The 19,197-nt window shown below is 58.2% G+C and carries 16 protein-coding genes; 13 read left to right on the top strand and 3 right to left on the bottom strand.

Going from position 1 to position 19,197, the window contains the following annotated elements; all coding sequences use genetic code 11:
- Nucleotides 1-50 precede the first annotated feature (50 nt).
- The 5 genes from ACTQY5_RS02120 to ACTQY5_RS02100 all read left to right on the top strand — a co-directional run bounded on the left by ACTQY5_RS02120 (nt 51) and on the right by ACTQY5_RS02100 (nt 4,250).
- Nucleotides 51-872, top strand: a complete 822-nt coding sequence (locus tag ACTQY5_RS02120; protein ID WP_022486961.1) for a MetQ/NlpA family ABC transporter substrate-binding protein — start codon at nt 51-53, stop codon at nt 870-872.
- 21 nt (nt 873-893) lie between these two features.
- The gene (locus tag ACTQY5_RS02115; RefSeq protein WP_288311353.1) at nt 894-2,225 is read left to right on the top strand and encodes a M20/M25/M40 family metallo-hydrolase; all 1,332 of its coding nucleotides are present in this window, start codon (nt 894-896) and stop codon (nt 2,223-2,225) included.
- Between the two features lies 1 nt (nt 2,226).
- Nucleotides 2,227-3,132 carry an RluA family pseudouridine synthase gene (locus ACTQY5_RS02110; protein ID WP_154488579.1) on the top strand — a complete coding sequence of 302 codons (906 nt, stop codon included), beginning with the start codon at nt 2,227-2,229 and terminating at the stop codon, nt 3,130-3,132.
- Nucleotides 3,133-3,165: 33 nt separating this feature from the next.
- Nucleotides 3,166-3,819 (top strand): Flp family type IVb pilin, encoded by a 654-nt coding sequence (locus ACTQY5_RS02105; protein ID WP_441368715.1) that lies wholly within the window; start codon nt 3,166-3,168, stop codon nt 3,817-3,819.
- Between the two features lie 242 nt (nt 3,820-4,061).
- Complete coding sequence (locus tag ACTQY5_RS02100) at nt 4,062-4,250, top strand: hypothetical protein (protein WP_441368714.1); 189 nt, start codon at nt 4,062-4,064, stop codon at nt 4,248-4,250.
- A gap of 57 nt (nt 4,251-4,307) precedes the next feature.
- On the opposite strand, the gene ACTQY5_RS02095 is transcribed toward ACTQY5_RS02100, so the two are convergent.
- Entirely contained in the window at nt 4,308-5,501 is a 1,194-nt protein-coding gene (locus ACTQY5_RS02095; RefSeq protein ID WP_441368713.1) for an anaerobic nitric oxide reductase flavorubredoxin, read from the bottom strand.
- Between the two features lie 199 nt (nt 5,502-5,700).
- On the opposite strand from ACTQY5_RS02095, the gene ACTQY5_RS02090 reads away from it, so the two are divergent.
- The 5 genes from ACTQY5_RS02090 (at nt 5,701) to ACTQY5_RS02070 (ending at nt 13,262) form a co-directional block, all read left to right on the top strand.
- Nucleotides 5,701-6,564 (top strand): pyridoxamine kinase, encoded by an 864-nt coding sequence (locus ACTQY5_RS02090; protein WP_441368712.1) that lies wholly within the window; start codon nt 5,701-5,703, stop codon nt 6,562-6,564.
- Between the two features lie 127 nt (nt 6,565-6,691).
- Entirely contained in the window at nt 6,692-8,284 is a 1,593-nt protein-coding gene (locus tag ACTQY5_RS02085) for a TerB N-terminal domain-containing protein (protein WP_441368711.1), read from the top strand.
- Complete coding sequence (locus ACTQY5_RS02080) at nt 8,281-9,600, top strand: ATP-binding protein (RefSeq protein WP_441368710.1); 1,320 nt, start codon at nt 8,281-8,283, stop codon at nt 9,598-9,600. The genes ACTQY5_RS02085 and ACTQY5_RS02080 overlap by 4 nt, the downstream gene beginning before the upstream one ends.
- A 12-nt stretch (nt 9,601-9,612) precedes the next feature.
- Nucleotides 9,613-11,850 carry a DEAD/DEAH box helicase gene (locus ACTQY5_RS02075; RefSeq protein ID WP_441368709.1) on the top strand — a complete coding sequence of 746 codons (2,238 nt, stop codon included), beginning with the start codon at nt 9,613-9,615 and terminating at the stop codon, nt 11,848-11,850.
- Nucleotides 11,851-11,885: 35 nt separating this feature from the next.
- Nucleotides 11,886-13,262 (top strand): MATE family efflux transporter, encoded by a 1,377-nt coding sequence (locus tag ACTQY5_RS02070; RefSeq protein WP_441368708.1) that lies wholly within the window; start codon nt 11,886-11,888, stop codon nt 13,260-13,262.
- 41 nt (nt 13,263-13,303) lie between these two features.
- Here ACTQY5_RS02070 and ACTQY5_RS02065 read toward each other — a convergent pair whose 3' ends face one another.
- On the bottom strand, nt 13,304-14,212 hold the full coding sequence (locus ACTQY5_RS02065) for a sensor domain-containing diguanylate cyclase (protein WP_303224978.1): 909 nt from the start codon (nt 14,210-14,212) through the stop codon (nt 13,304-13,306).
- 35 nt (nt 14,213-14,247) lie between these two features.
- Complete coding sequence (locus ACTQY5_RS02060; RefSeq protein WP_302575901.1) at nt 14,248-14,670, bottom strand: GNAT family N-acetyltransferase; 423 nt, start codon at nt 14,668-14,670, stop codon at nt 14,248-14,250.
- 399 nt (nt 14,671-15,069) lie between these two features.
- On the opposite strand from ACTQY5_RS02060, the gene ACTQY5_RS02055 reads away from it, so the two are divergent.
- The 3 genes from ACTQY5_RS02055 to thiM all read left to right on the top strand — a co-directional run bounded on the left by ACTQY5_RS02055 (nt 15,070) and on the right by thiM (nt 19,100).
- A complete protein-coding gene (locus tag ACTQY5_RS02055; RefSeq protein WP_303224980.1) occupies nt 15,070-16,434 on the top strand; it encodes an MATE family efflux transporter in 1,365 nt (454 codons plus the stop codon).
- Between the two features lie 1,303 nt (nt 16,435-17,737).
- Nucleotides 17,738-18,325, top strand: coding sequence for an energy coupling factor transporter S component ThiW (gene thiW, locus ACTQY5_RS02050; RefSeq protein WP_288311511.1), 588 nt, complete (start codon nt 17,738-17,740; stop codon nt 18,323-18,325).
- Nucleotides 18,255-19,100 (top strand): hydroxyethylthiazole kinase, encoded by an 846-nt coding sequence (gene thiM, locus ACTQY5_RS02045; RefSeq protein WP_441368707.1) that lies wholly within the window; start codon nt 18,255-18,257, stop codon nt 19,098-19,100. The genes thiW and thiM overlap by 71 nt, the downstream gene beginning before the upstream one ends.
- The last annotated feature ends 97 nt before the right edge of the window (nt 19,101-19,197 follow it).

The following is a 19,197-nucleotide window of genomic DNA, read 5'->3' as shown; positions in this document are numbered from 1 at the left end:
GTGGTGTTTTTCTTTGGGTGCTTTCGGGAAGGCGAAAAGGAGAGATGTTCATGAAACTGAAGAAATGGATTGCAGCAGCCGTATCCGTCCTGGCCCTGGCCAGCCTGGTCAGCGGCTGCGGCAGCGACAAAAAGGCGGCCGCCCCGGCGGAAAAGAAGACCATCACTGTAGGGATCACCCCCGGGTATTCCGAACAGGTCATGGAAGTGGTAAAGAAGGAAGCGGAAAAACAGGGGCTGAAGGTGGAAATCAAGACCTTCTCCGACTATGTGACTCCGGACCAGGCCCTGGCCCAGAAGGACATCGACCTGAACTCCTTCCAGCATGAACCCTTCCTGCTGGCCTTCAACAAAAAGAACGGCACCAAACTGGTGAGCATCGGCAAGACCTACCTGGCTCCCCTGCGGCTGTATTCCACCAAGATCAAGAACGTGGCGGACATCAAGGACGGGGACAAGATCGCCATCCCCAACGATCCTTCCAACGGAGGACGGGCCATCCTGATGCTGAGCAAACTGGGCCTCCTGAAAGTGAACCCGGATGTGAAGCCCACGGAACTGACCGTCAACGACATCACCGAAAACCCGAAACACCTGCAGATCGTGGAACTGGAAGCTGCCCAGCTGCCCCGGAGCCTGGATGACACCGCCGCTTCCATCATCAACGCCGGGTATGCCAACTCCGCCGGTCTGTCCACGGACCTGGCCATTGCCAAGGAAGACAACACCAGCCCCTATGTGAACATCATTGCCGCCCGGGAAGAAGACAAAGACAACCCCACCTACAAGAAATTCGTCCAGATCTTCCAGAGCCAGCCGGTGAAGGACTACATCCTGGAAAACTGCAAAGGCAACCTGGAACCGGCCTGGTAATTGAGAAAGAAGGGAACGGCAATGAAGCTTACGGAAGAAGAACAGAAATACGCCGCCCATCTCCAGCGGTTCATCCAGTGCGCCACCGTGTCCAACGCCAATGTGGACAAGGTGGACTGGAGCCAGTTTGAAAAACTCCATGAGGCCTTCCGGGAATTCTATCCCCACATCTATCGCCTGATGGAGCTGGATGAAGTGGGCCAGGCAGGCCTCCAGTTCCACCTGAAGGGCACTGGCAGCGCAAAGAAGCCCCTTCTGCTCATGGCCCATCAGGACGTGGTGGAAGTAGGGGACCGGGGCCAGTGGAAATTCGATCCCTTCGGAGGCGAAATCATCGACGGCTGTATCTGCGGCCGGGGCACTACCGACTGCAAGCACCAGCTGCTGGCGGAAATGGAAGCGGTGGAAGCCCTGCTGGCAGAAGGCTGGCGGCCGTCTTACGACCTGTACCTGTCTCTGGGCTACAGTGAGGAAGTGTACCTGGAAAACGATGTGGACGGAGCGGAAAAGCTCACCCGGCACCTGGAAGAGAAGGGGGTCCGGCTGGGCACCGTAGTGGACGAAGGGGGCGGCCTGTTCCCGGTGGGGGACAAGCTGGAAGCCAAGATCGGAGTGGCGGAAAAATCCCCGGTGAACTTCGAGATTTACGCCACCTCTCCCGGAGGCCATTCCAGCCGTCCCGGGAAGGGGACAGCCCTGGGGACCCTGGCCAAAGCCATTGTGGCCATCGAATCCCATCCTTTCCCGTACCGGTTCACTCCCCTGACCCTGGCCCATCTCCAGAAAAGCGCCAAACTCCAGGATGCCGGCCGCCGGGCTATCTATGAAGATCCGGAAGGCCACTGGCAGGAACTGTGCCAGTTGGCCCAGGAAGATCCGGCCCTGGATGCCCTGCTCCACACCACCATCGCCTTCACCATGGCCGAAGCCAGCAAGCAGCCCAATGTGCTGCCCAGCCGGGCGGCGGCCCAGATGAGCGTCCGGGTGCTCCAGGGGGATACGGTGGAATCCTGCGAAAATTACTTCCGCCAGTTCCTGCCGGAAGGGGTGGAAATCCGCCATGTGTCCGGCAAGGACCCGCTGCCTGCTTCCGATCCCCAGAGTTACGGGATCCAGGTGGCGGAAAAGGTGCTGAAAGGCCAGTATGGGGAAAAAGTGGACGTGGTGCCCTTCCTGATGCTGGGAGGCACCGACAGCCACTATTACAAGCGGATCGCCGACAATGTGATGCTGTTCTCCGGGTATCTCCGGGACAGCCGCTGGGGCGCCGCCCACCAGGTGAACGAAAAGATCCCCGCTGATGCCCTGAAGGCCAGTGTGGACTTTTTCAAGGAATTTTTACGGTCTTACTGATATGGAACTGACGTACCAGGTGGATCGGGACCATGCCGGATGCTGCGTCCGCCAGGCAGCCCGGGGTCCCATGCACCTTTCGGAAAAACTCTGGCGGAAAATCAAATGGAACGGCACCATTACCGTGAACGGATCCCCGGTTTCCAGTCCTTCTCACAGGCTGGAGGCCGGGGACCGGCTTGTTTTCCAATGGGAAGAAACGGCGGCGGTGATCCCGGTCCATCTGCCTCTTGCCATTTTGTACGAGGATGAGGACCTGCTGGCGGTGGACAAGCCTGCCGGCATGCTGATCCACCCCACCTGGTCCGGGGCCCGGGATACCCTGGTCCAGGCGGTGGGAGGGTATTTCCGCCAGTCGGGGCAGAAATGCGGCATCCATCCCCTGTACCGGCTGGACCGGGACACCACGGGCCTTCTGCTGGTGGCCAAATCCGCTTTTGCCAAACACGCCCTCACCCGCAGCCACCAGGAAATCTACCGGGAATACCTGGCGGTGTGTGAAGGGGATCTGGCAGAACCCCGGGGCCGGATCCATCTTCCCATCGGCCGGGTGGCAGAAGGGGTGGACCGGTGGATGGTCCGGGAAGACGGACGGCCGGCAGTGACCGATTATGAGATCCTGGCTGGCGGAGGGGACCATACGGTGCTGAAGATCCATCTCCTTACCGGAAGGACCCATCAGATCCGGGTCCATTTCGCCCACAAGGGGCACCCTCTGGTGGGGGACCCGGTGTACGGCACAAGGGACCCAAGGATTGCCCGCCAGGCCCTCCACGCCTGGACCGTCCGGTTCCGCCATCCCAGGACCGGCAAGGAAATATTCCTGGAAGCCCCGGTGCCGGAGGACATGAAGGGGCTGACAGGAAGTCAGGTTTGTACGGCTTTTCTCCCTCAAAATATGCTATAATTGATTAATAAGACCGTAAAGGAGATGGAAACAATGAGACGACAGAAAGGACAGGACATCATCGAATACGCCCTGATGCTTGCCATCATTGTGGGTTTGGGATGGATGGTCTATTCCCATGCGGCCGACGGAGGTCTGCCCAGCTCCATCAATTCCGTCTTCAACAACGCCAGCGCTCTCCTGGGGGAAGCTTCCAAGAAAAAACTCCCGGCCGCCACCACGGCGAAAGATATCATCGAACGGCTCCGGCAGGGACGGTATGAGGGGCTGGCGGATGTGCTCCAGGGGAAACCTTCCAAAACCCTGGTAATTGCTTCGGACAGTGCCGCCGGACAGGAACTGGCCCGGAAGCTGAACATCCAGACCAAAGAAGGGGACGGCTGGTTCGCCAGGGTCCAAACCGATGGGGTAACGGTGTTTTCCTATTACTCCGCAGAGGCAAACAAGGGGATGACCTTCAGTCAGCTGGCAGCAGATTACCAAAAGAATACCAAAACGTATTATGATGCATCTACAGGGGAAAATAAAGCTACGGTAAGGATCACGGAAGGGCTGTTCAACAGCCAGGGGAAAAGTGCCGCGGGTGCAGGGAAGACCGTCTTTGAAAATGTCCCGGGCTACGTGGGACCTTCTCCCAGCGGCAGCGGGTTCATCATCGATCCTACGCGTACCAAAAAATTGAAATAGAAACGGCCGTTTGCGTCAACTTCTTGAACAAACCATGACAAAACCTGCACCTGTGTTGACAGGGCAGGTTTTTTGCTATAAATAAAAAGGTACAGCACATATGCAGGAGGCTTGACAGAATTGAAAACTATGGACCGGCCAAAGCCAATCCCTTCCGGGAAACCCATGGCGGTCTGGTTTCTGCCGCGGCTCCGGAACCGGCTGTCAAGCCAACGGGAGCAGCGGCTTCAGCCGGGAAAACCGTGGAGCTGACGGAATTGAAAAATACCGGCACAAAGGCCATACGGGATCCTTTGGCCGGGGCGGACCCCAAGATCCTGGAAAAGTTCTGCCTGGTAAAGGGCGGAACCTACAAAAAAGTGACCGCCTGCCTCCAGGGGCTGGACAAAAGCGCCACGGGCCTTGACCCGGCGGCTTCCTTCGTCCAGTGACCAGTGACAAGAGACCAGTGACCGGGGGTGTGAATTTTTTCACACCCCCTTCGTATTTTATTTCACCGCTTCCGCAAATTCTCTTCCGTACTTCCGGCACAGCTCCTGGCTGGCCTGGTCCGGGGCCCACTGGCACCGGAGCCCTTCGTTGACCAACTGGAACCCGGCACCGCCCAGCAGTTCCGTGATCTGTTTCACCGCTTCTCCGCTCCAGCCGTAGCTGCCGAAAGCAGCGGCCTTTTTGTTCTTGAACTTCAGGCCCCGGATCATTTCCATAATGCCCCCGATGGAATACAGGAACCCGTAATTGATGGTGGGGGACCCTACCAGGATGGCCTTGGATTTGAACACTTCCGTCACGATGTCGTTTTTGTCATCCACTGCAGAGTTGTAGATCTTCACCGTCAGGGTGGGGTCCGCTTCCATCAGGCCTTCGGCGATGCATTCCGCCATCCGCCGGGTGGAATTCCACATGGTGTCGTAAATCAGGGTCACCTGGTTTTCCTGGTAATTCTGGGCCCATTCCTGGTAGGCCTTGACGATCTGCAGGGGATCATCCCGCCAGATTACCCCGTGGCTGGGGCAGATCATGCTTACCGGCACGCCCATCTTGAGAATCTCGGCGATCTTCCGGGTGACCATGGGGCTGTACAGGTTCAGGATGTTGGCATAATACTTCATGGCTTCCCGGTACAGTTCCCCCTTGTCCAATGCATCATTGAACAGGGTTTCGCTGGCGTAGTGCTGGCCGAATCCGTCGTTGCTGAACAGGATGTTCTCCCCGGTCATGTAGGTGAACATGGTGTCCGGCCAGTGGAGCATGGGAGCTTCGATGAACACCAGCTGAGAGCCCCCCAGGTCCAGGGTGTCCCCGGTCTTCACGGTGACGAAATTCCAGTCCTGGTGATACAGTCCCCGGAGAATGGCTTCCCCTTTCTGGGTGCAGTAGATGGGGGTGTGGGGAATCTCCCGCATCAGGGCCGGCAGGGCACCGCTGTGGTCGTTTTCGTTGTGGTTCATCACAATATAATCAATGGCCTTCAGGTCGATTTCCTGTTTCAGATTGGCCACGAATTCTTCATCAAAGGGCTTCCAGACCGTGTCCATCAGCACCGTCTTCTGGTCTCCCCGGATCAGATAGGAATTGTAGGAGGAGCCTTTTTCCGTAGAATATTCATGGCCATGGAACTCCGTCAGTTCCCAGTCGATTTTCCCAACCCAGGTGACTTTATCCGTAATTTTCTTTCCCATATGAAACATCTCCTTTGGCAGCAGTCTGTTTTTCCATGGTTCAAGTATACATGGAATAACCGGGAAAATCCGTTGTCAGTACAACAATTGGAAGAGCAGCAACCCGCTCTGGCATCTCTGGCTCATATGGGGTACAATACAGATAATGCTTGTCCATTTGCCCGTGTCCAATTTTCTGCAATTGAAAGGTGGTATTTCCATGAAAATCAAACGTGTTCTGGCCATCCATGACCTTTGTTCTTTCGGCCGCTGTTCCCTGACGGCGGCCATGCCGGTGCTGTCCGCCATGGGACACCAGGTGTGCCCGTTCCCTACGGCTCTGTACAGCAACAACCTGACTTACGGGAAATTCGTTTCCCGGGATCTGACGGACCTGATGGCCGGGTACCGGGACCAGTGGAAGGCACTGGGCCTTGGGTTCGATGCGGTGTACAGCGGTTTTTTGGCAGGGCCTGCCCAGGTGGAGCAGGTAATCGCCGCCATTGAGGAATTTGCCGGGGAAGACCGGATTGCCGTGGTGGACCCGGCCATGGGAGATGACGGGAAGCTGTACCCGGTGTTCGATGCTTCCATGGTGGAAGCCATGAAGAAACTGGTGGCCCATGCCACTCTGATCACCCCCAACTATACGGAAGCCTGCCTCTTGACAGATACGCCCTGGAAAGACGCAGCCCCCACTGACGACGAGCTGGAAGCCCTTTGCGACAAGCTGCTGGCCCTGGGACCCAAACAGGTGGTGATCACCAGTGTGCCCTGCGATAAGGAACATCTGAAAATCGTCAGCAGTGAACCCAGCCAGCTGTTCCCGGAAGCCTATGAAGTGAAGAAGCTGCCCTTTGCCACCTGCGGTACAGGAGATGTGTTCACCAGCACCCTTTTGGGCTATGTGCTCAATGGCAAAGATCTGAACCGGTGCGTCCAGGAAGCGGCGGATTTTGTCAGCTATGTCATCGACACCACTCTCAAAGCCGGTACCGACCCCAAAGAAGGGGTGGTCCTGGAAGGATGCCTGTGGAAGCTGCTGTTCCCCCAGTCCAAGAACTGCACCACCTGCATGGCGTAAGGGAGTGAAGGAAAGAGGAGGCTGTTGCTCTTGCAACAGCCTCCTCTTTCGGTTTATAATAAAGATTGGTGAAAAAATGTTTGCTTTTGGCTGAAATTCTTTCCAGTTGGGAGAAAGGGGGAGGGGCATGGAATTTGTGAAGAAGACACCGGAGGAGAAGGCGGCCAGTTTCCGGCTGCTCCAGAAAATGTATGCTTCAGAGCCCATCAAGCCCCGGACCCCGCCCGAACCGCTGCCCCCTTTGCTCCAGCAGCTTCGGGCCATGGAAAAGGACGACTCCAGCCGGTATGAGACCACTCCGGAACTGTTCGTCCGCCAGGGGAAACTGGCGGCGGATTACGAGGATGACACCGTGTACGACCTGCCGGTACTCCATTACTATCCCACCTACCGGGTGCTTACGGACAAAGAGCTCCGGGGGTATTTCGGCTGGCGGACCCGGCTCCGGCATCAGCAGCTGGAACGGACCTCTCTGACCTATGCTTTCCTTTATATATACGAACTGCTGAACCAGATCGGGGTGGAAAATCCCGAGGACGGTTATGAGAAACTGAAGGCTTTCGGGGAAACCTACGGCCTCCTGGACGACCGGATCCTGCCCTATCTCCACCAGTGGCTCCGGGATTACGTGCTGTATTACCAGCTGAATTCCGCCCTGCTGCCGGAAACCCAGCGGAACCGGCAGGATGAAGCCTATCTGGTGCTGGATGACTGGGAAAATGCCACGGACCAGGAACTCTTCGACGCCCTGGACCTTTTTTCCACCTACCATATAAGCCGGTCCAAACTGTACAAACAGAAACCGGAAGACACCGTGCGGCTTTTGGGCCGGATCTACCGGATGATCCAGGGGTACTGGAAGACCCACCGGAAAAAATCTTTTTTGGAGGAACATGTGGGAGGGCCCGGCTACGAATGGCTGGAGCTGTTTGCCAACGCCGTATTCCTCCGGAAGGAGGACAAACGGGATCTTACGGTGGCGGTGAATCCCCTGTGCATCTACCGGGACCGGAAGGGCATCTGGACCTTCCGCCATTACGTGTACACCTCCAAACAGCTCCGGAAGCTGGGAAAACTGATGAAGACCCTGGACGGCCTCCTCCGGGAGGAACTGGACTTCCCTCAGCCCCTCCAGCAGCCCCTGTCCTACAAATGGCTCACCCGGCTGGTCCACCAGGGGGTGGAAGAGGACCGGAAGGAACAGAAGGAAGCGGAAAAACGGAAAGTGGTGTTCCATCTGGATCAGCTGGACCAGATCCGCCAGGATGCGGCGGTGACCCGGGACAGACTGATGACGGAAGAGGAACGGCGGGAGGAAGGTCTGCCTTCCCTGGAGGACAGAACGGAAGCCCCGGCAGCACAAAAGGCTCCGGAACCTTCGGAAATGGCTCCGGCCCCGGCAGTTTCCGGTCAGGAAGCTGCAGGACAAAGACCGGAATCCGGCAAAATCTCTCCGGCCTCTGGAGAAGCACCCCCGGAACCGGCCGAACCGGCCCGGCCCTGGAATCTGACAGAAGAGGAATACCGCTACCTCCACGACCTGCTCTATGGGGAAGACACCTCCTGGACCGGGGCCAAGGGGCTGATGCCTTCTATTTTAACAGACAGCATCAACGAAAAATGTTACGAAGAATTCGGGGATACGGTGCTGGAAGCCGGGGACCCGCCTTCTGTGATCGAAGATTATGCGGATGACCTGAAAGGAACGATAGAACCATGACGCTGAAGATACCCAAACGGATTGCCCGGACCCTTATCAGCTCCCTGAAAGGGGGCGTGGTGCCCCGGATCGGGCTGCCTTACATTACCGTAGGCCGGAAGAACGAAATCGACGCCCTGCTCCACGATGTGGACGTGATTGCCGACGGGGGCGCTTCTTTCCGGTTCATTGTGGGCCGGTACGGCAGCGGGAAAAGCTTCCTGCTCCAGACCCTCCGGAACTATGTAATGGAAAAGGATTTCGTGGTGGTGGACGCCGACCTGTCCCCGGAACGGCGGCTCCAGGGCACCAAAGGACAGGGACTGGCCACCTACCGGGAACTGGTACGGAACATGGCCACCAGGACCCGTCCCGAAGGAGGCGCCCTGCCTCTGATCCTGGACCGGTGGATCAACCAGGTCCAGCAGCAAGTGGTGACGGAAACGGGCCTGGCCCTTACGGACGGCCGACTGGATACCCTGGTGGAACAGAAAATCGGCCAGGTGATCCAGGCCCTCAGTGAAATGGTCCACGGGTTCGATTTTGCCCGGCTGCTGACTTTGTACTACCGGTCCTACCGCCAGGGGGACGAAGCCACCAAGGCAAAGGTGATCCAGTGGTTCCGGGGAGAATTCCATACCAAGACCGAAGCCCGCCAGGAACTGGGAGTGAACATCATCATCTCCGATGAAGACTGGTATGAATATCTGAAGATCTTCGCTCTGTTCCTGAAGCAGGCCGGTTACGCCGGGCTCCTGGTGTGCATCGACGAACTGGTGAACATCTACAAGATTCCCCATGCCATCACCCGGCAGTACAACTACGAAAAGATTCTCACCATGTACAACGATACCCTCCAGGGAAAGGCCCACTACCTGGGCATCATCATGGGAGGCACTCCCCAGTGTATGGAAGACCCCCGGCGGGGAGTGTACAGCTATGAGGCCCTCCGGTCCCGGCTGGCGGAAGGCCATTTTGCCGGAGAACACAAGGACCTGCTGGCACCGGTGATCCGGCTCCAGCCTCTTACCAGCGACGAAATGCTGGTGCTGGTGGAAAAACTGGCGGAGATCCACGGGGTGCTCTACGGCTATGCCCCGAAAGTGACCCAGGAAGATCTGGTGGCCTTCATCCGGATCGAATTCCAGCGGATCGGGGCGGATTCCCACATCACTCCCCGGGAAGTAATCCGGGACTTCATCGAGGTGCTGGACATCCTGTACCAGCATCCGGAACTGAAGGTGGAAGCCCTGCTCCAGTCCGACAGCTTCCAGTATGCCCAGAACGCCGTGGAAGGGGAGGAAACCGCTCCGGAATTTGCGGAGTTCACCGTATAAGAAAGGATTGCCATGAATATCTTTGACCGGTATGCACCTTTTGTCCAGGATTTCATCTACAGCCAGGGGTGGTCGGAACTGCGGCCCATCCAGGTGGCGGCCGGAGATGTGCTGCTGAACACGGACCAGAACCTGCTGCTTACTGCTTCCACCGCCTCCGGGAAGACCGAGGCGGCCTTCTTTCCCATCCTGTCCCTGTTTGCCCAGAATCCGCCCAAAAGCGTGGGGTGCATCTACATCGGTCCTCTCAAGGCCCTGATCAATGACCAGTTCCTCCGGCTCCAGCCTCTCTGTGAAGAAGGGGGCATCCCGGTGTGGCACTGGCATGGGGACGTTTCCCAGTCCCACAAGGCCAAAATGATGAAGCATCCTTCCGGGATCCTCCAGATTACCCCGGAATCCCTGGAAGCCCTGCTGCTCCACAAACACATGGCCATTCCCCGGCTGTTCGGGGATCTGCGGTTCGTGGTCATCGATGAAGTCCATTCCCTGCTCCGGGGGGACCGGGGAGGCCAGACCCTGTGCCTGATCCAGCGGCTGTCCCGGCTGGCCGGGGTGAATCCCCGGCGGATCGGTCTTTCGGCCACCCTGGGAGACCCGGAAAAGGTGGGGGGATTCCTGAGCCTGGGTACAGGCCGGAAGACCCTGATCCCCCAGGTGAAGGCCCCGGGGACCAAATGGCGGCTGTCCATGGAACATTTTTACGTGAAAGACGCCCAGGCCGGGGAGGACCGGGCGGACCTCCAGGCCCTGCCGGCACTGGATGTGAAGACCGACCAGGCTCCGGCCCAGGCGGACCCGGGACTGGGATACATCTTCGAGCACACCCGGGGGAAAAAGTGCCTGGTGTTCGTGAATTCCCGGGAAGAATGTGAAGGGGTCACCACCAGCCTCCGGCAGTACTGCGAGCTGAACCATGAGCCGGACCGGTTTTTGATCCACCACGGGAATCTGTCCGCCTCCTACCGGGAAACAGCGGAAGAACTGATGAAAGATGAAAGCCGGAGCCTGACCACCGTCACTACGTCCACCCTGGAACTGGGCATCGACATCGGCCGGCTGGAGCGGGCCTTCCAGATCGATGCGCCTTGGACGGTGTCTTCCTTCCTTCAGCGGATGGGCCGGACCGGGCGGCGGGACCTGCCTCCGGAAATGTGGTTCGTGATCCGGGAGGACGAGCCGGAGATCCGGGCCATGCTGCCGGCCACCATCCCCTGGAAGCTGCTTCAGGGCATCGCCCTGATCCAGCTGTACCTGGAGGAAAAATGGGTGGAACCGCCCCGGCTGGACCGGCTGCCCTACAGTCTCCTGTACCACCAGACCATGAGCGTCCTGGCCAGCAATGGGGAAATGTCTCCGGCGGCTCTGGCGGACCGGGTGCTCCGGCTCAGCTATTTCCACCGGATCACCCAGGAAGATTACAAGGTGCTCCTCCGGTATCTGATCGCCGAAGACCATATTGCAAGGACCGAACAGGGGGGCCTGATCGTGGGCCTTGCCGGGGAACGGGTGATCAGTTCCTTCAAATTTTACGGGGTGTTCCAGGAAAACGAGGAGTTCACCGTCCGGTGCGATTCCCAGGAACTGGGCACCGTGGTGGCGCCCCCTCCTCCGGGAGAAAAGATCGCCCTGGCTGGTCATGTATGGCGGGTGTTGGAAGTGGACCGGAAACGCCATGTGATCTACTGCGAACTGGTTAAGGGAAAAGTGCCCGCTTATTTTGGAGAATGTCCCGGGGATATCCATACAAAAGTGCTGGAGAGGATGCGCCAGGTGCTCCGGGAGGACCGGTCCTATCCTTATCTGATGAAAAACGCCGTGGCCCGGCTCCAGCAGGCCCGGTTCACCGCCAAAGCCTCGGGCGCGGCGGAAAAGCCTCTGATCCAGTTGGGCGGGAAGATGTGGTGCCTTCTGCCCTGGCTGGGGAGCTATGGCTTTTTGGCCCTGGAACGGTTCCTGAACCTGAAATGCGCCCAAAAACTGGGACTGAAGAAGCTGGATCCCTTCCGTCCCTTCTTTATGCAGTTTACTATGGAAGCGGACGAGGAGACCTTTTTCCAGGTGGTGGAGGAAGAAATCCAGAAGGAAATCGATCCCCTGGAACTGGTCTACCCCCATGAGGTGCCGCTATTTGACAAATATGACGAATACCTGCCGGAAGAACTGGTGAAAAAAGGCTTTGCCCTGGGGGTCCTGAACCTGGAAGACGTGCGGAAACGGATCCGGGAATGGAGCCGGAACCGGCATTGATGGAATGAGAAATTTGTGGGGAAGGGGAAGGAATCATGACAGAAACCAAGAAGCAGTCCCATAAACCGGGGCTGGACATGCTCCATGGCTCCATTGCGGATAAACTGTTCTTTTTTGCCATGCCCATCGGGCTCATGGGGCTGTTTGAGCAGCTGTTCAACAGTGCGGATGTGTTCCTGCTGGGTCATTTTGTAGGGAAGGACGCCATGGCGGCCGTAGGGAACAACATGCCGGTGATCGGGCTCCTGGTGACCCTGTTGATCGGGATCTCCCTGGGGGCCAATGTGACCATTGCCCAGTATCTGGGAGCCGGGAAGCAGGAAAAAGTGGAAGAGACTGTCCAGACCGCCATTGTCATGGCCCTGGGCCTGGGGGTTCTGCTGACGGCGGTGGGGGAACTGATCGCCCATCCGGCCTTGAAGCTCCTGGCGGTGCCGGAAGAGGTCCACGATCTGGCGGCCACCTATCTGCGGATCTTCCTTTTGGGGATGCCCTTTTTGACCCTGTACAACTTCGAAGCGGCCATTTTCCGCAGCTGCGGAGACGGGAAGACCCCGCTCTACAGCCTGGTGGCAGCCAATCTCCTGAACATCACCCTGGATCTTTTGTCTGTGACCGTGTTCGACTGGGGGATTACCGGGGTGGTCAGTGCCACGGTACTGTCCTTTGCCGTGAATTCCGGCATCCTGTTTGTGCTCCTGTGCCGTACCCCTCAGCCCATCCGGCTCCAGCGGCACAAGATGCGGCTGAACGGCCATGAAATGGGAAAAATCCTCCACATCGGGCTCCCTGCGGGAATCCAGGGCATGGTCTTTGCCATGAGCAATGTGGTGATCCAGTCTTCCATCAACAGCCTGGGCACCGCGGCCATGGCGGCGGCTGCCGCTTCCGTAATCATCGAATTCAACATCTACTGCTTTGTAAACGGGTTCAGCCAGGCCACCACCACCTTTGTGGGCCAGAACTACGGGGCCCGGAAGCTGAGCCGGTGCTTTGCCACTACCAAGGCAGCCTTCTGGGTGGAAGGACTGTTCCTGCTGTGCATCACCGTGCCCATCCTGCTGTTCGGGGAGCATGTAATCGGATTCTTCAACCCGGATCCCCAGGTGATCCGGCTGGGGGTGCTGCGGCTTTGGTGGGTGGGGGATACCCTTTACCTTAACGGGGCCATGGATATCCTCTCCGGAGCTCTCCGGGGCTACGGCTATTCCCTGCCCCCGGCCATTGTGGCCCTGATCGGCATCTGCGGGGTCCGGCTGGTGTGGATCTACACCGTGTTCGCCAGCCACCGGGATTACCTGACCCTGATCCAGGCCTACCCGGTGAGCTGGATCATAGCCACCGCGGTGCTGGCTGTGGTGTACTGGCAGTGCAGGAAGTATATTGTAAAGTCGGCCCTGGCAGGGAGATAAAAGGCAGATAACGGGGGTGTGAATTTTTTCACACCCCCTTGTCATTCCACTTCATCATGCACAATGGTATTCCGTCCTTTTTTCTTGGCTTCATACATGTAATCGTCCGCCCGCTGGATGATGGATTCCGGGGTGTCGCCTTCCTGCACTGCGGTGATCCCCACGCTCATGGTAATGTGGAGGGGATGTTCTTCGTGGTGGATGAAGGACTGTTCCACCATGTGCTGGAACCGGTTGGCAATGGGGATGATGTCCGATCTGTTCTTGATGGGGTAGATCCCGATGAATTCCTCCCCGCCCCAGCGGCCCAGGGTATCTGTGGACCGGATGGAGTGGGTGGCGGCGTGGGCAAAGGCCTTCAGCATCCGGTCCCCAGCCGGGTGGCCATACTTTCCGTTGAAATCGTGGAAATGGTCGATATCCGCAAACAGCACCGCAAACAGCCGATGGAGCCGATGGTACTCCGAAAAACGCATTTTCAGCAGGGTATCCAGGAACATCCGGTTGGGCAGCCCGGTGAGGGCATCGTGATAGGCCAGGGAATACAGGTTCTGGACGATCAGGGTTCCCCGGTCCAGCAGGCTTACTTCCTCAAAGATTTCTGCCACCATCCGGATCTGCCCCTGTCCATCGGTGAGAGGCACAAAATGGGCCTGGATCACCCTCATGGTTCCGTCTTTATGGGTGAAAACCAGCTTTTTGGATAGGGGCTTTTTCTGGTCCATGGAGGCCAACAGGGGACAGTAGGTCCTGCACAGAGGCCGGCCATTTTCATCCATATGATCCAGCTTTGTCTCCGGACAGCGGATACCGATCATTTCTTCCGCCCTGTAGCCGGTAATCTGTTCCGCCGCCCGGTTCCAATAGACGATGGTCCGGTCCGGGGTCACCATATAGGTGCCGAAAGGTGAAAGCTCCGCCAGCTGTCGGAAATCTTTATCCTGGATCATACACACATTCTCCTTTCCAAAACATGGAACAGTCTTTATTCCAGTTGCTTCTTCATCCACTGATGGGGGACCCCTTCGTCCGGTTCTATCGGACCGTAGGCCTCATACCCCAGGGTTTCGTAGAAATGTTTGGCCCGGACCTGGGCATGGAGACGGATTTCTGTCCCGCCCAGCTCTTTTACGGCTTTTTCGGTGCCTTCTACCAGCAGGCTGCCGGCGCCTTTGCCCCGGAGCCGCTTTTTCACGGCAATCCGTCCCAGGATCCAGATTCCCGGTTCCTCGCCGGGGAAGAAACGGCAGACCCCCACGGCTTCTTCCTGGTCATCCCACAGGAGACCGTGATGTGAGGCCTGATCCTGGCTGTCGAATTCCTCCTGGAATCCCTGTTCCTGGCAAAAGACTTCTTCCCGCAGAGCTTTGGCTTCCGGAGGCAGTTGGGTGTAGGTGGTAAATTTCATTATGAGATTCTCCTTTGAATGGGTAAATTTTGCGGGCGGCCGGGCCTGCCGCCCCTACGGACCCGGTGCAATTTGCAGGCAACCGGCCTGCCGCCCCTGGGGACCATGGTTTGGTTACCGGCGGGGGTCCCTGGTCAGCTGGTGGATTTTCTGCCGGAACATCAGGTTTGTCCGTCCAGAATCAGGCGGGCCAGGGCTTCATCCAGCAGCCGGACCGGATCCGTCAGCTGGAAATTCAGCCGGGAATAGTAATAATATTCCTCTATTATACACCAGAACAGACAATTTATAGGAAGATATTTTGGCATATACCACTGACGGCGTCTGTCTGTTTCTTTTACTAGGTACAGTGTATAATAGAAGAAATGCTATGATACAAGAAAGAGAGGAATCAATGCCTTGGCTGCTTCGCAAATCAACATGCTGGAAGGCTCTTTGACAAAGCCTTTGTTCCAGTTTGCCATCCCGGTGGCTCTTATCGGGATCCTCCAACAGATGTTCAATACGGCGGACATTATGGTCCTGGGCCGCTTTGTAGGGAAGGAGGCCCTGGCGGCGGTGGGGAACAATGCTCCGGTGATCGGGGTCATGGTCAATCTGTTCCTGGGGATTTCCCTGGGAGCCAATGTGCTCATTGCCCGGCGGCTGGGAGGAAGGCGGCTGAAGGAAGCCTCCCAGGCCATCCACACCACCGTGCTCATGGCCCTTCTGACCGGGCTGTTCATCCTGGTGCTGGGGGAAATCCTGGCCGGACCTCTCATGGTCTGGATGGGTGTGCCGGAAGAAGTCCGGGCTGCTTCGGAATTTTACCTGAGGATCTATCTGCTGGGCATGCCGGGGATGACTCTTTACGACTTCTTGTCCGCCGTGTACCGGAGCCACGGGAATGTGCGGACCCCGCTGCTGTCCCTTATCACCGCCAGCCTGGTGAATATTGCAGGGAATTTCCTGGCGGTGTTCCTGGGGTTCGGGCTGGCCGGGGTGGTGGTGGCTACCGCCGTGTCCAATTACGTCAGTTCCGGGCTGCTGCTGCGGATGCTCCGGTATGGACACGGGGTGCTCCATTTTTATCCGGGCGCCATCCGTTTGCGGCTGGATGACATCCGGGAAATCCTCCGGGTGGGGGTGCCTGCCGGGATCCAGGGCATGGTGTTCAATCTGTCCAATATGGTGATCCAGTCCGCCATCAACAGCGAAGGGGCCCTGGCCATGGCGGCTTCGGCTGCGGCCTATGTGCTGGAAATTAACACCTATCCCTTTATCATCGCCTTCGGCCAGGCCATTACCACCTTTACCAGCCAGAACTTCGGGGCCGGGAACCTGAAACGGTGCCGGAAGGTGCTGGGCCGGGGCCTGACGTTGAACTTCCTGTTCACCTGCGTTTTGATCGGTCTGGTGTTCCTGGTGGCCCGGCCCTTCCTGGAGATCTTCGGACTGGAGCAGGAAGCGGTGGATCTGGGGGTCATGCGGATTCATCTGATCATCGGATTCTATTTCCTGTCAACGATTTACGAAAGCCTGTCCGCCTCCATGCGGGGGTTCGGCAACTCCCTGACCCCGGCTCTGGCCATGCTGGTGAGCATCGTGGGCACCCGGCTCCTGTGGCTGGCCACCGTCTATGCCGCCAACCCCACCTACCGGAACATCATGTACTGCTATCCCCTGAGCTGGCTGGCCGCCGATGTGCTGATCGGTGCCCTGTTCTGGAGAGACTGGAAGCGGGGGAAGCTGGGAGGGACTGGAATAGGGCAGAGTGCAGAGTGAAGAGTGCAGAGCAGGTTGGCAGCGGCCGGAGGAACCTTTGCTTATCCGTAAGGGCAGCAGGCCCGGCCGCCTGCTGAATAGGCCCCAATGGACCGCACGGCCAAAAGTCCGCCCTGCAGGGGCGGGGGACCGTGCGGAGCACGGTGGTGGGGGCATCGGCGATAGCCGATACTTTGCAGGAACGATAGACAGCAGCAGTACAATAAAATAGGTGCACGGCCAAAAGTCCGCCCTGCAGGGGCGGGGGACCGTGCGGAGCACGGTGGTGGGGGCATCGGCGGCAGCCGATACTTTGCAGGAACGATTGACAACAGCAGTACAATAAAATAGGTGCACAGCTAAAAGTCCGCCCTGCAGGGGCGGGGGACCGTGCGGAGCACGGTGGTGGGGGCATCGGCGGTAGCCGATACTTTGCAGGAACGATTGACAACAGCGGGGTGATCGGCAGGAGCAAGATCTTCATATCCGCAGATCTCATTGCTGGATTCCAGGACGGTTGAACCGTACCCCCGCCAAGGTATTCGGTCCTTTCAGGACCTCATGCCCCCACCACCATTGCGGAGGCGCAACGGTCCCCCGCCCCTGCAGGGCGGACTTGGCCTCCGGCCCTGCTGGTACTTTGTACGAGTATACATCGATTCTCCGGGAGCCGGGAGGACAGGCCCAGGAGGAGTCGGCGGGACAACATCGGGTGTTGTCGCTCCTGGGGTGGAGCACGCGGGCGATGGGGTCCGGCTTCCTGGTCCGTAGCCGCAGCCTTTGACCGTCAGGGCAAGGCGATAGGCTGTGAACCTCCCGCCAGGGACGAACGGGTCTGCCCTCCCGGCGGAGAGCCCTCGCGGGTGTATGGGTATAGAAGTTTTTGCCCTCTGGGCGGCCGGGACGGGTTTGCCTGCGGCGACCCCCTACATCGTTGGGGTCAGAGATTCGTACATCTGGCGAGCCGCCGGTTGTGCGGCCTCTACGGGCCCATGCTCTGCATTCTTCACTTTCGGACATGAATGAATAACGATACTGTGATGAAGGATTTATCGAGAACTTGTTGACACATACCGGCCCGACCCTCCCCTTGAACAAATTTCCCCAATCTGCTATACTTGTAACGATCGAGGGGGAGCGCCCTGGATCGGTATTCATTTTACAGCGAGGGAGCCCGTGTGCCGGGTTGAGAGGGTACCACAGTACCGACCGTCAGGATTGGCTTTTGCCATCTTTTTTGGCGCTGTGGAATGGATACGGCAATGGAATCGATTCCACTCCCGAAGGATCGGCAGACCGGTCCAGTAAGGAGTGGAGTTTTTTTATGGAAAGCAAACAGCAAAAAGTCCTGCGTCTGGTGTTTTTGTCCATGATGATCGGCCTGGGGGTTGTGATTTCCCCCATTCTCCGGGTGGAAGGCATGTGCCCCATGGCCCATCTGATCAATATTACCTGTTCGGTGATGCTGGGGCCCTGGTATTCTCTCCTGTGTGCCACCCTCATCGGCATCATCCGGATGACGGTGATGGGGATCCCGCCTCTGGCCCTGACCGGGGCAGTGTTCGGGGCTACTCTTTCCGGGATCTTCTACCGGGCCAGCGGGGGCAAGATCATTGCCGCCTGCCTGGGTGAAGTAATCGGCACCGGGATCATCGGGGCCATGGTGTCCTATCCTGTAATGGAAATCCTCATGGGCCGCACCGGCCTTTCCTGGATGTTCTACGTACCCAGCTTCATTGCCGGTACCCTGATCGGCGGTTCCATTGCCTTCGGGCTGCTCACCATCCTGTCCCGGAACGGGACCCTGTTGGAATTCCAGAGAAAATTGGGAGTGAATATCTATGACCGGGGAAGTCATCCGCAAGCTGCCCGGAACCTTTATGGACATCATGTCCAGGGTGCGGGAAAATGAACCGCTGATCCACTGCATGACCCATGCCATCACCATGAATGACAGCGCCAACGCCATCCTGGCTGTGGGGGGAAGTCCCACCATGGCCTCCCATCCCCAAGAAGTGGAAGAGATCGTGGAGGCGGCAGATTCCCTGGTGGTGAATTTGGGGAACATCAATGAGGAACGGCTGGAAGCCATGAAAATCGCCGGGGAAAAGGCCCATGAAAAAGGCATCCCCATCCTGCTGGATGCCGTAGGGGTAGCCTGCAGCACCCTTCGGCTGGTGTACGCCCAGCAGTTCATCGAACACAACCGGCCCGGGATCATCAAGGGGAACAGTTCGGAAATCCGGACCCTCTGCGGCCTTTCCGCCCATGCCCACGGAGTGGATGCCGGAGCGGCGGATGCGGTGACCAGGGAAAACTTCGCCGCAGATGCCCGTGCCTTCGGCCAGTATGCCCGGCAGCACGGAGCGGTACTCCTGGTCACTGGGGCAGTGGACCTGGTGACGGACGGAGAGACCGCCTTCGGCATTGCCAACGGGACGCCTCTTCTGGGCCGTCTCACCGGCACCGGCTGCATGGTGGGGGCTCTGGCAGGCACCTGGCACGCCTGTGGATCCTCTTTGGCCGCCGCAGCCCTGGGCACAGCGGTCCTGGGCATCGCCGGGGAAGAAGCCGCCAAAGAGTGTCCTGGGTTGGGCACCTTCCACATCCGCCTGCTGGATGCCCTGTCCAATCTTACCGGGGAGCAGGTGGCAGAGAAAGTGAAGATGGCAGAGACCGTTGGGTAAGCCCCGGTCTCTTTTTTGTCCCTGCAAAACGGAAATGAAAAAAAGAGCATCCTGTTCCAGGCCAGAGCCTATGCAGAAGACCCCAACCACAAATTCG

Source organism: Acidaminococcus sp. HCP3S3_H5 (genome assembly GCF_052122235.1).
Classification (GTDB): domain Bacteria; phylum Bacillota; class Negativicutes; order Acidaminococcales; family Acidaminococcaceae; genus Acidaminococcus.
This window is presented reverse-complemented; position numbering and strand designations above follow the sequence as displayed.

What these genes read in the sequence shown, in the direction of transcription:
- ACTQY5_RS02120 (WP_022486961.1), top strand. Translation starts at nt 51, where the DNA reads ATGAAACTGAAGAAATGGATTGCAGCAGCCGTATCCGTCCTGGCCCTG.
- ACTQY5_RS02115 (WP_288311353.1), top strand. Translation starts at nt 894, where the DNA reads ATGAAGCTTACGGAAGAAGAACAGAAATACGCCGCCCATCTCCAGCGG.
- ACTQY5_RS02110 (WP_154488579.1), top strand. Translation starts at nt 2,227, where the DNA reads ATGGAACTGACGTACCAGGTGGATCGGGACCATGCCGGATGCTGCGTC.
- ACTQY5_RS02105 (WP_441368715.1), top strand. Translation starts at nt 3,166, where the DNA reads ATGAGACGACAGAAAGGACAGGACATCATCGAATACGCCCTGATGCTT.
- ACTQY5_RS02095 (WP_441368713.1), bottom strand. Translation starts at nt 5,501, where the DNA reads ATGGGAAAGAAAATTACGGATAAAGTCACCTGGGTTGGGAAAATCGAC.
- ACTQY5_RS02090 (WP_441368712.1), top strand. Translation starts at nt 5,701, where the DNA reads ATGAAAATCAAACGTGTTCTGGCCATCCATGACCTTTGTTCTTTCGGC.
- ACTQY5_RS02085 (WP_441368711.1), top strand. Translation starts at nt 6,692, where the DNA reads ATGGAATTTGTGAAGAAGACACCGGAGGAGAAGGCGGCCAGTTTCCGG.
- ACTQY5_RS02080 (WP_441368710.1), top strand. Translation starts at nt 8,281, where the DNA reads ATGACGCTGAAGATACCCAAACGGATTGCCCGGACCCTTATCAGCTCC.
- ACTQY5_RS02075 (WP_441368709.1), top strand. Translation starts at nt 9,613, where the DNA reads ATGAATATCTTTGACCGGTATGCACCTTTTGTCCAGGATTTCATCTAC.
- ACTQY5_RS02070 (WP_441368708.1), top strand. Translation starts at nt 11,886, where the DNA reads ATGACAGAAACCAAGAAGCAGTCCCATAAACCGGGGCTGGACATGCTC.
- ACTQY5_RS02065 (WP_303224978.1), bottom strand. Translation starts at nt 14,212, where the DNA reads ATGATCCAGGATAAAGATTTCCGACAGCTGGCGGAGCTTTCACCTTTC.
- ACTQY5_RS02060 (WP_302575901.1), bottom strand. Translation starts at nt 14,670, where the DNA reads ATGAAATTTACCACCTACACCCAACTGCCTCCGGAAGCCAAAGCTCTG.
- thiW (WP_288311511.1), top strand. Translation starts at nt 17,738, where the DNA reads ATGGAAAGCAAACAGCAAAAAGTCCTGCGTCTGGTGTTTTTGTCCATG.
- thiM (WP_441368707.1), top strand. Translation starts at nt 18,255, where the DNA reads ATGACCGGGGAAGTCATCCGCAAGCTGCCCGGAACCTTTATGGACATC.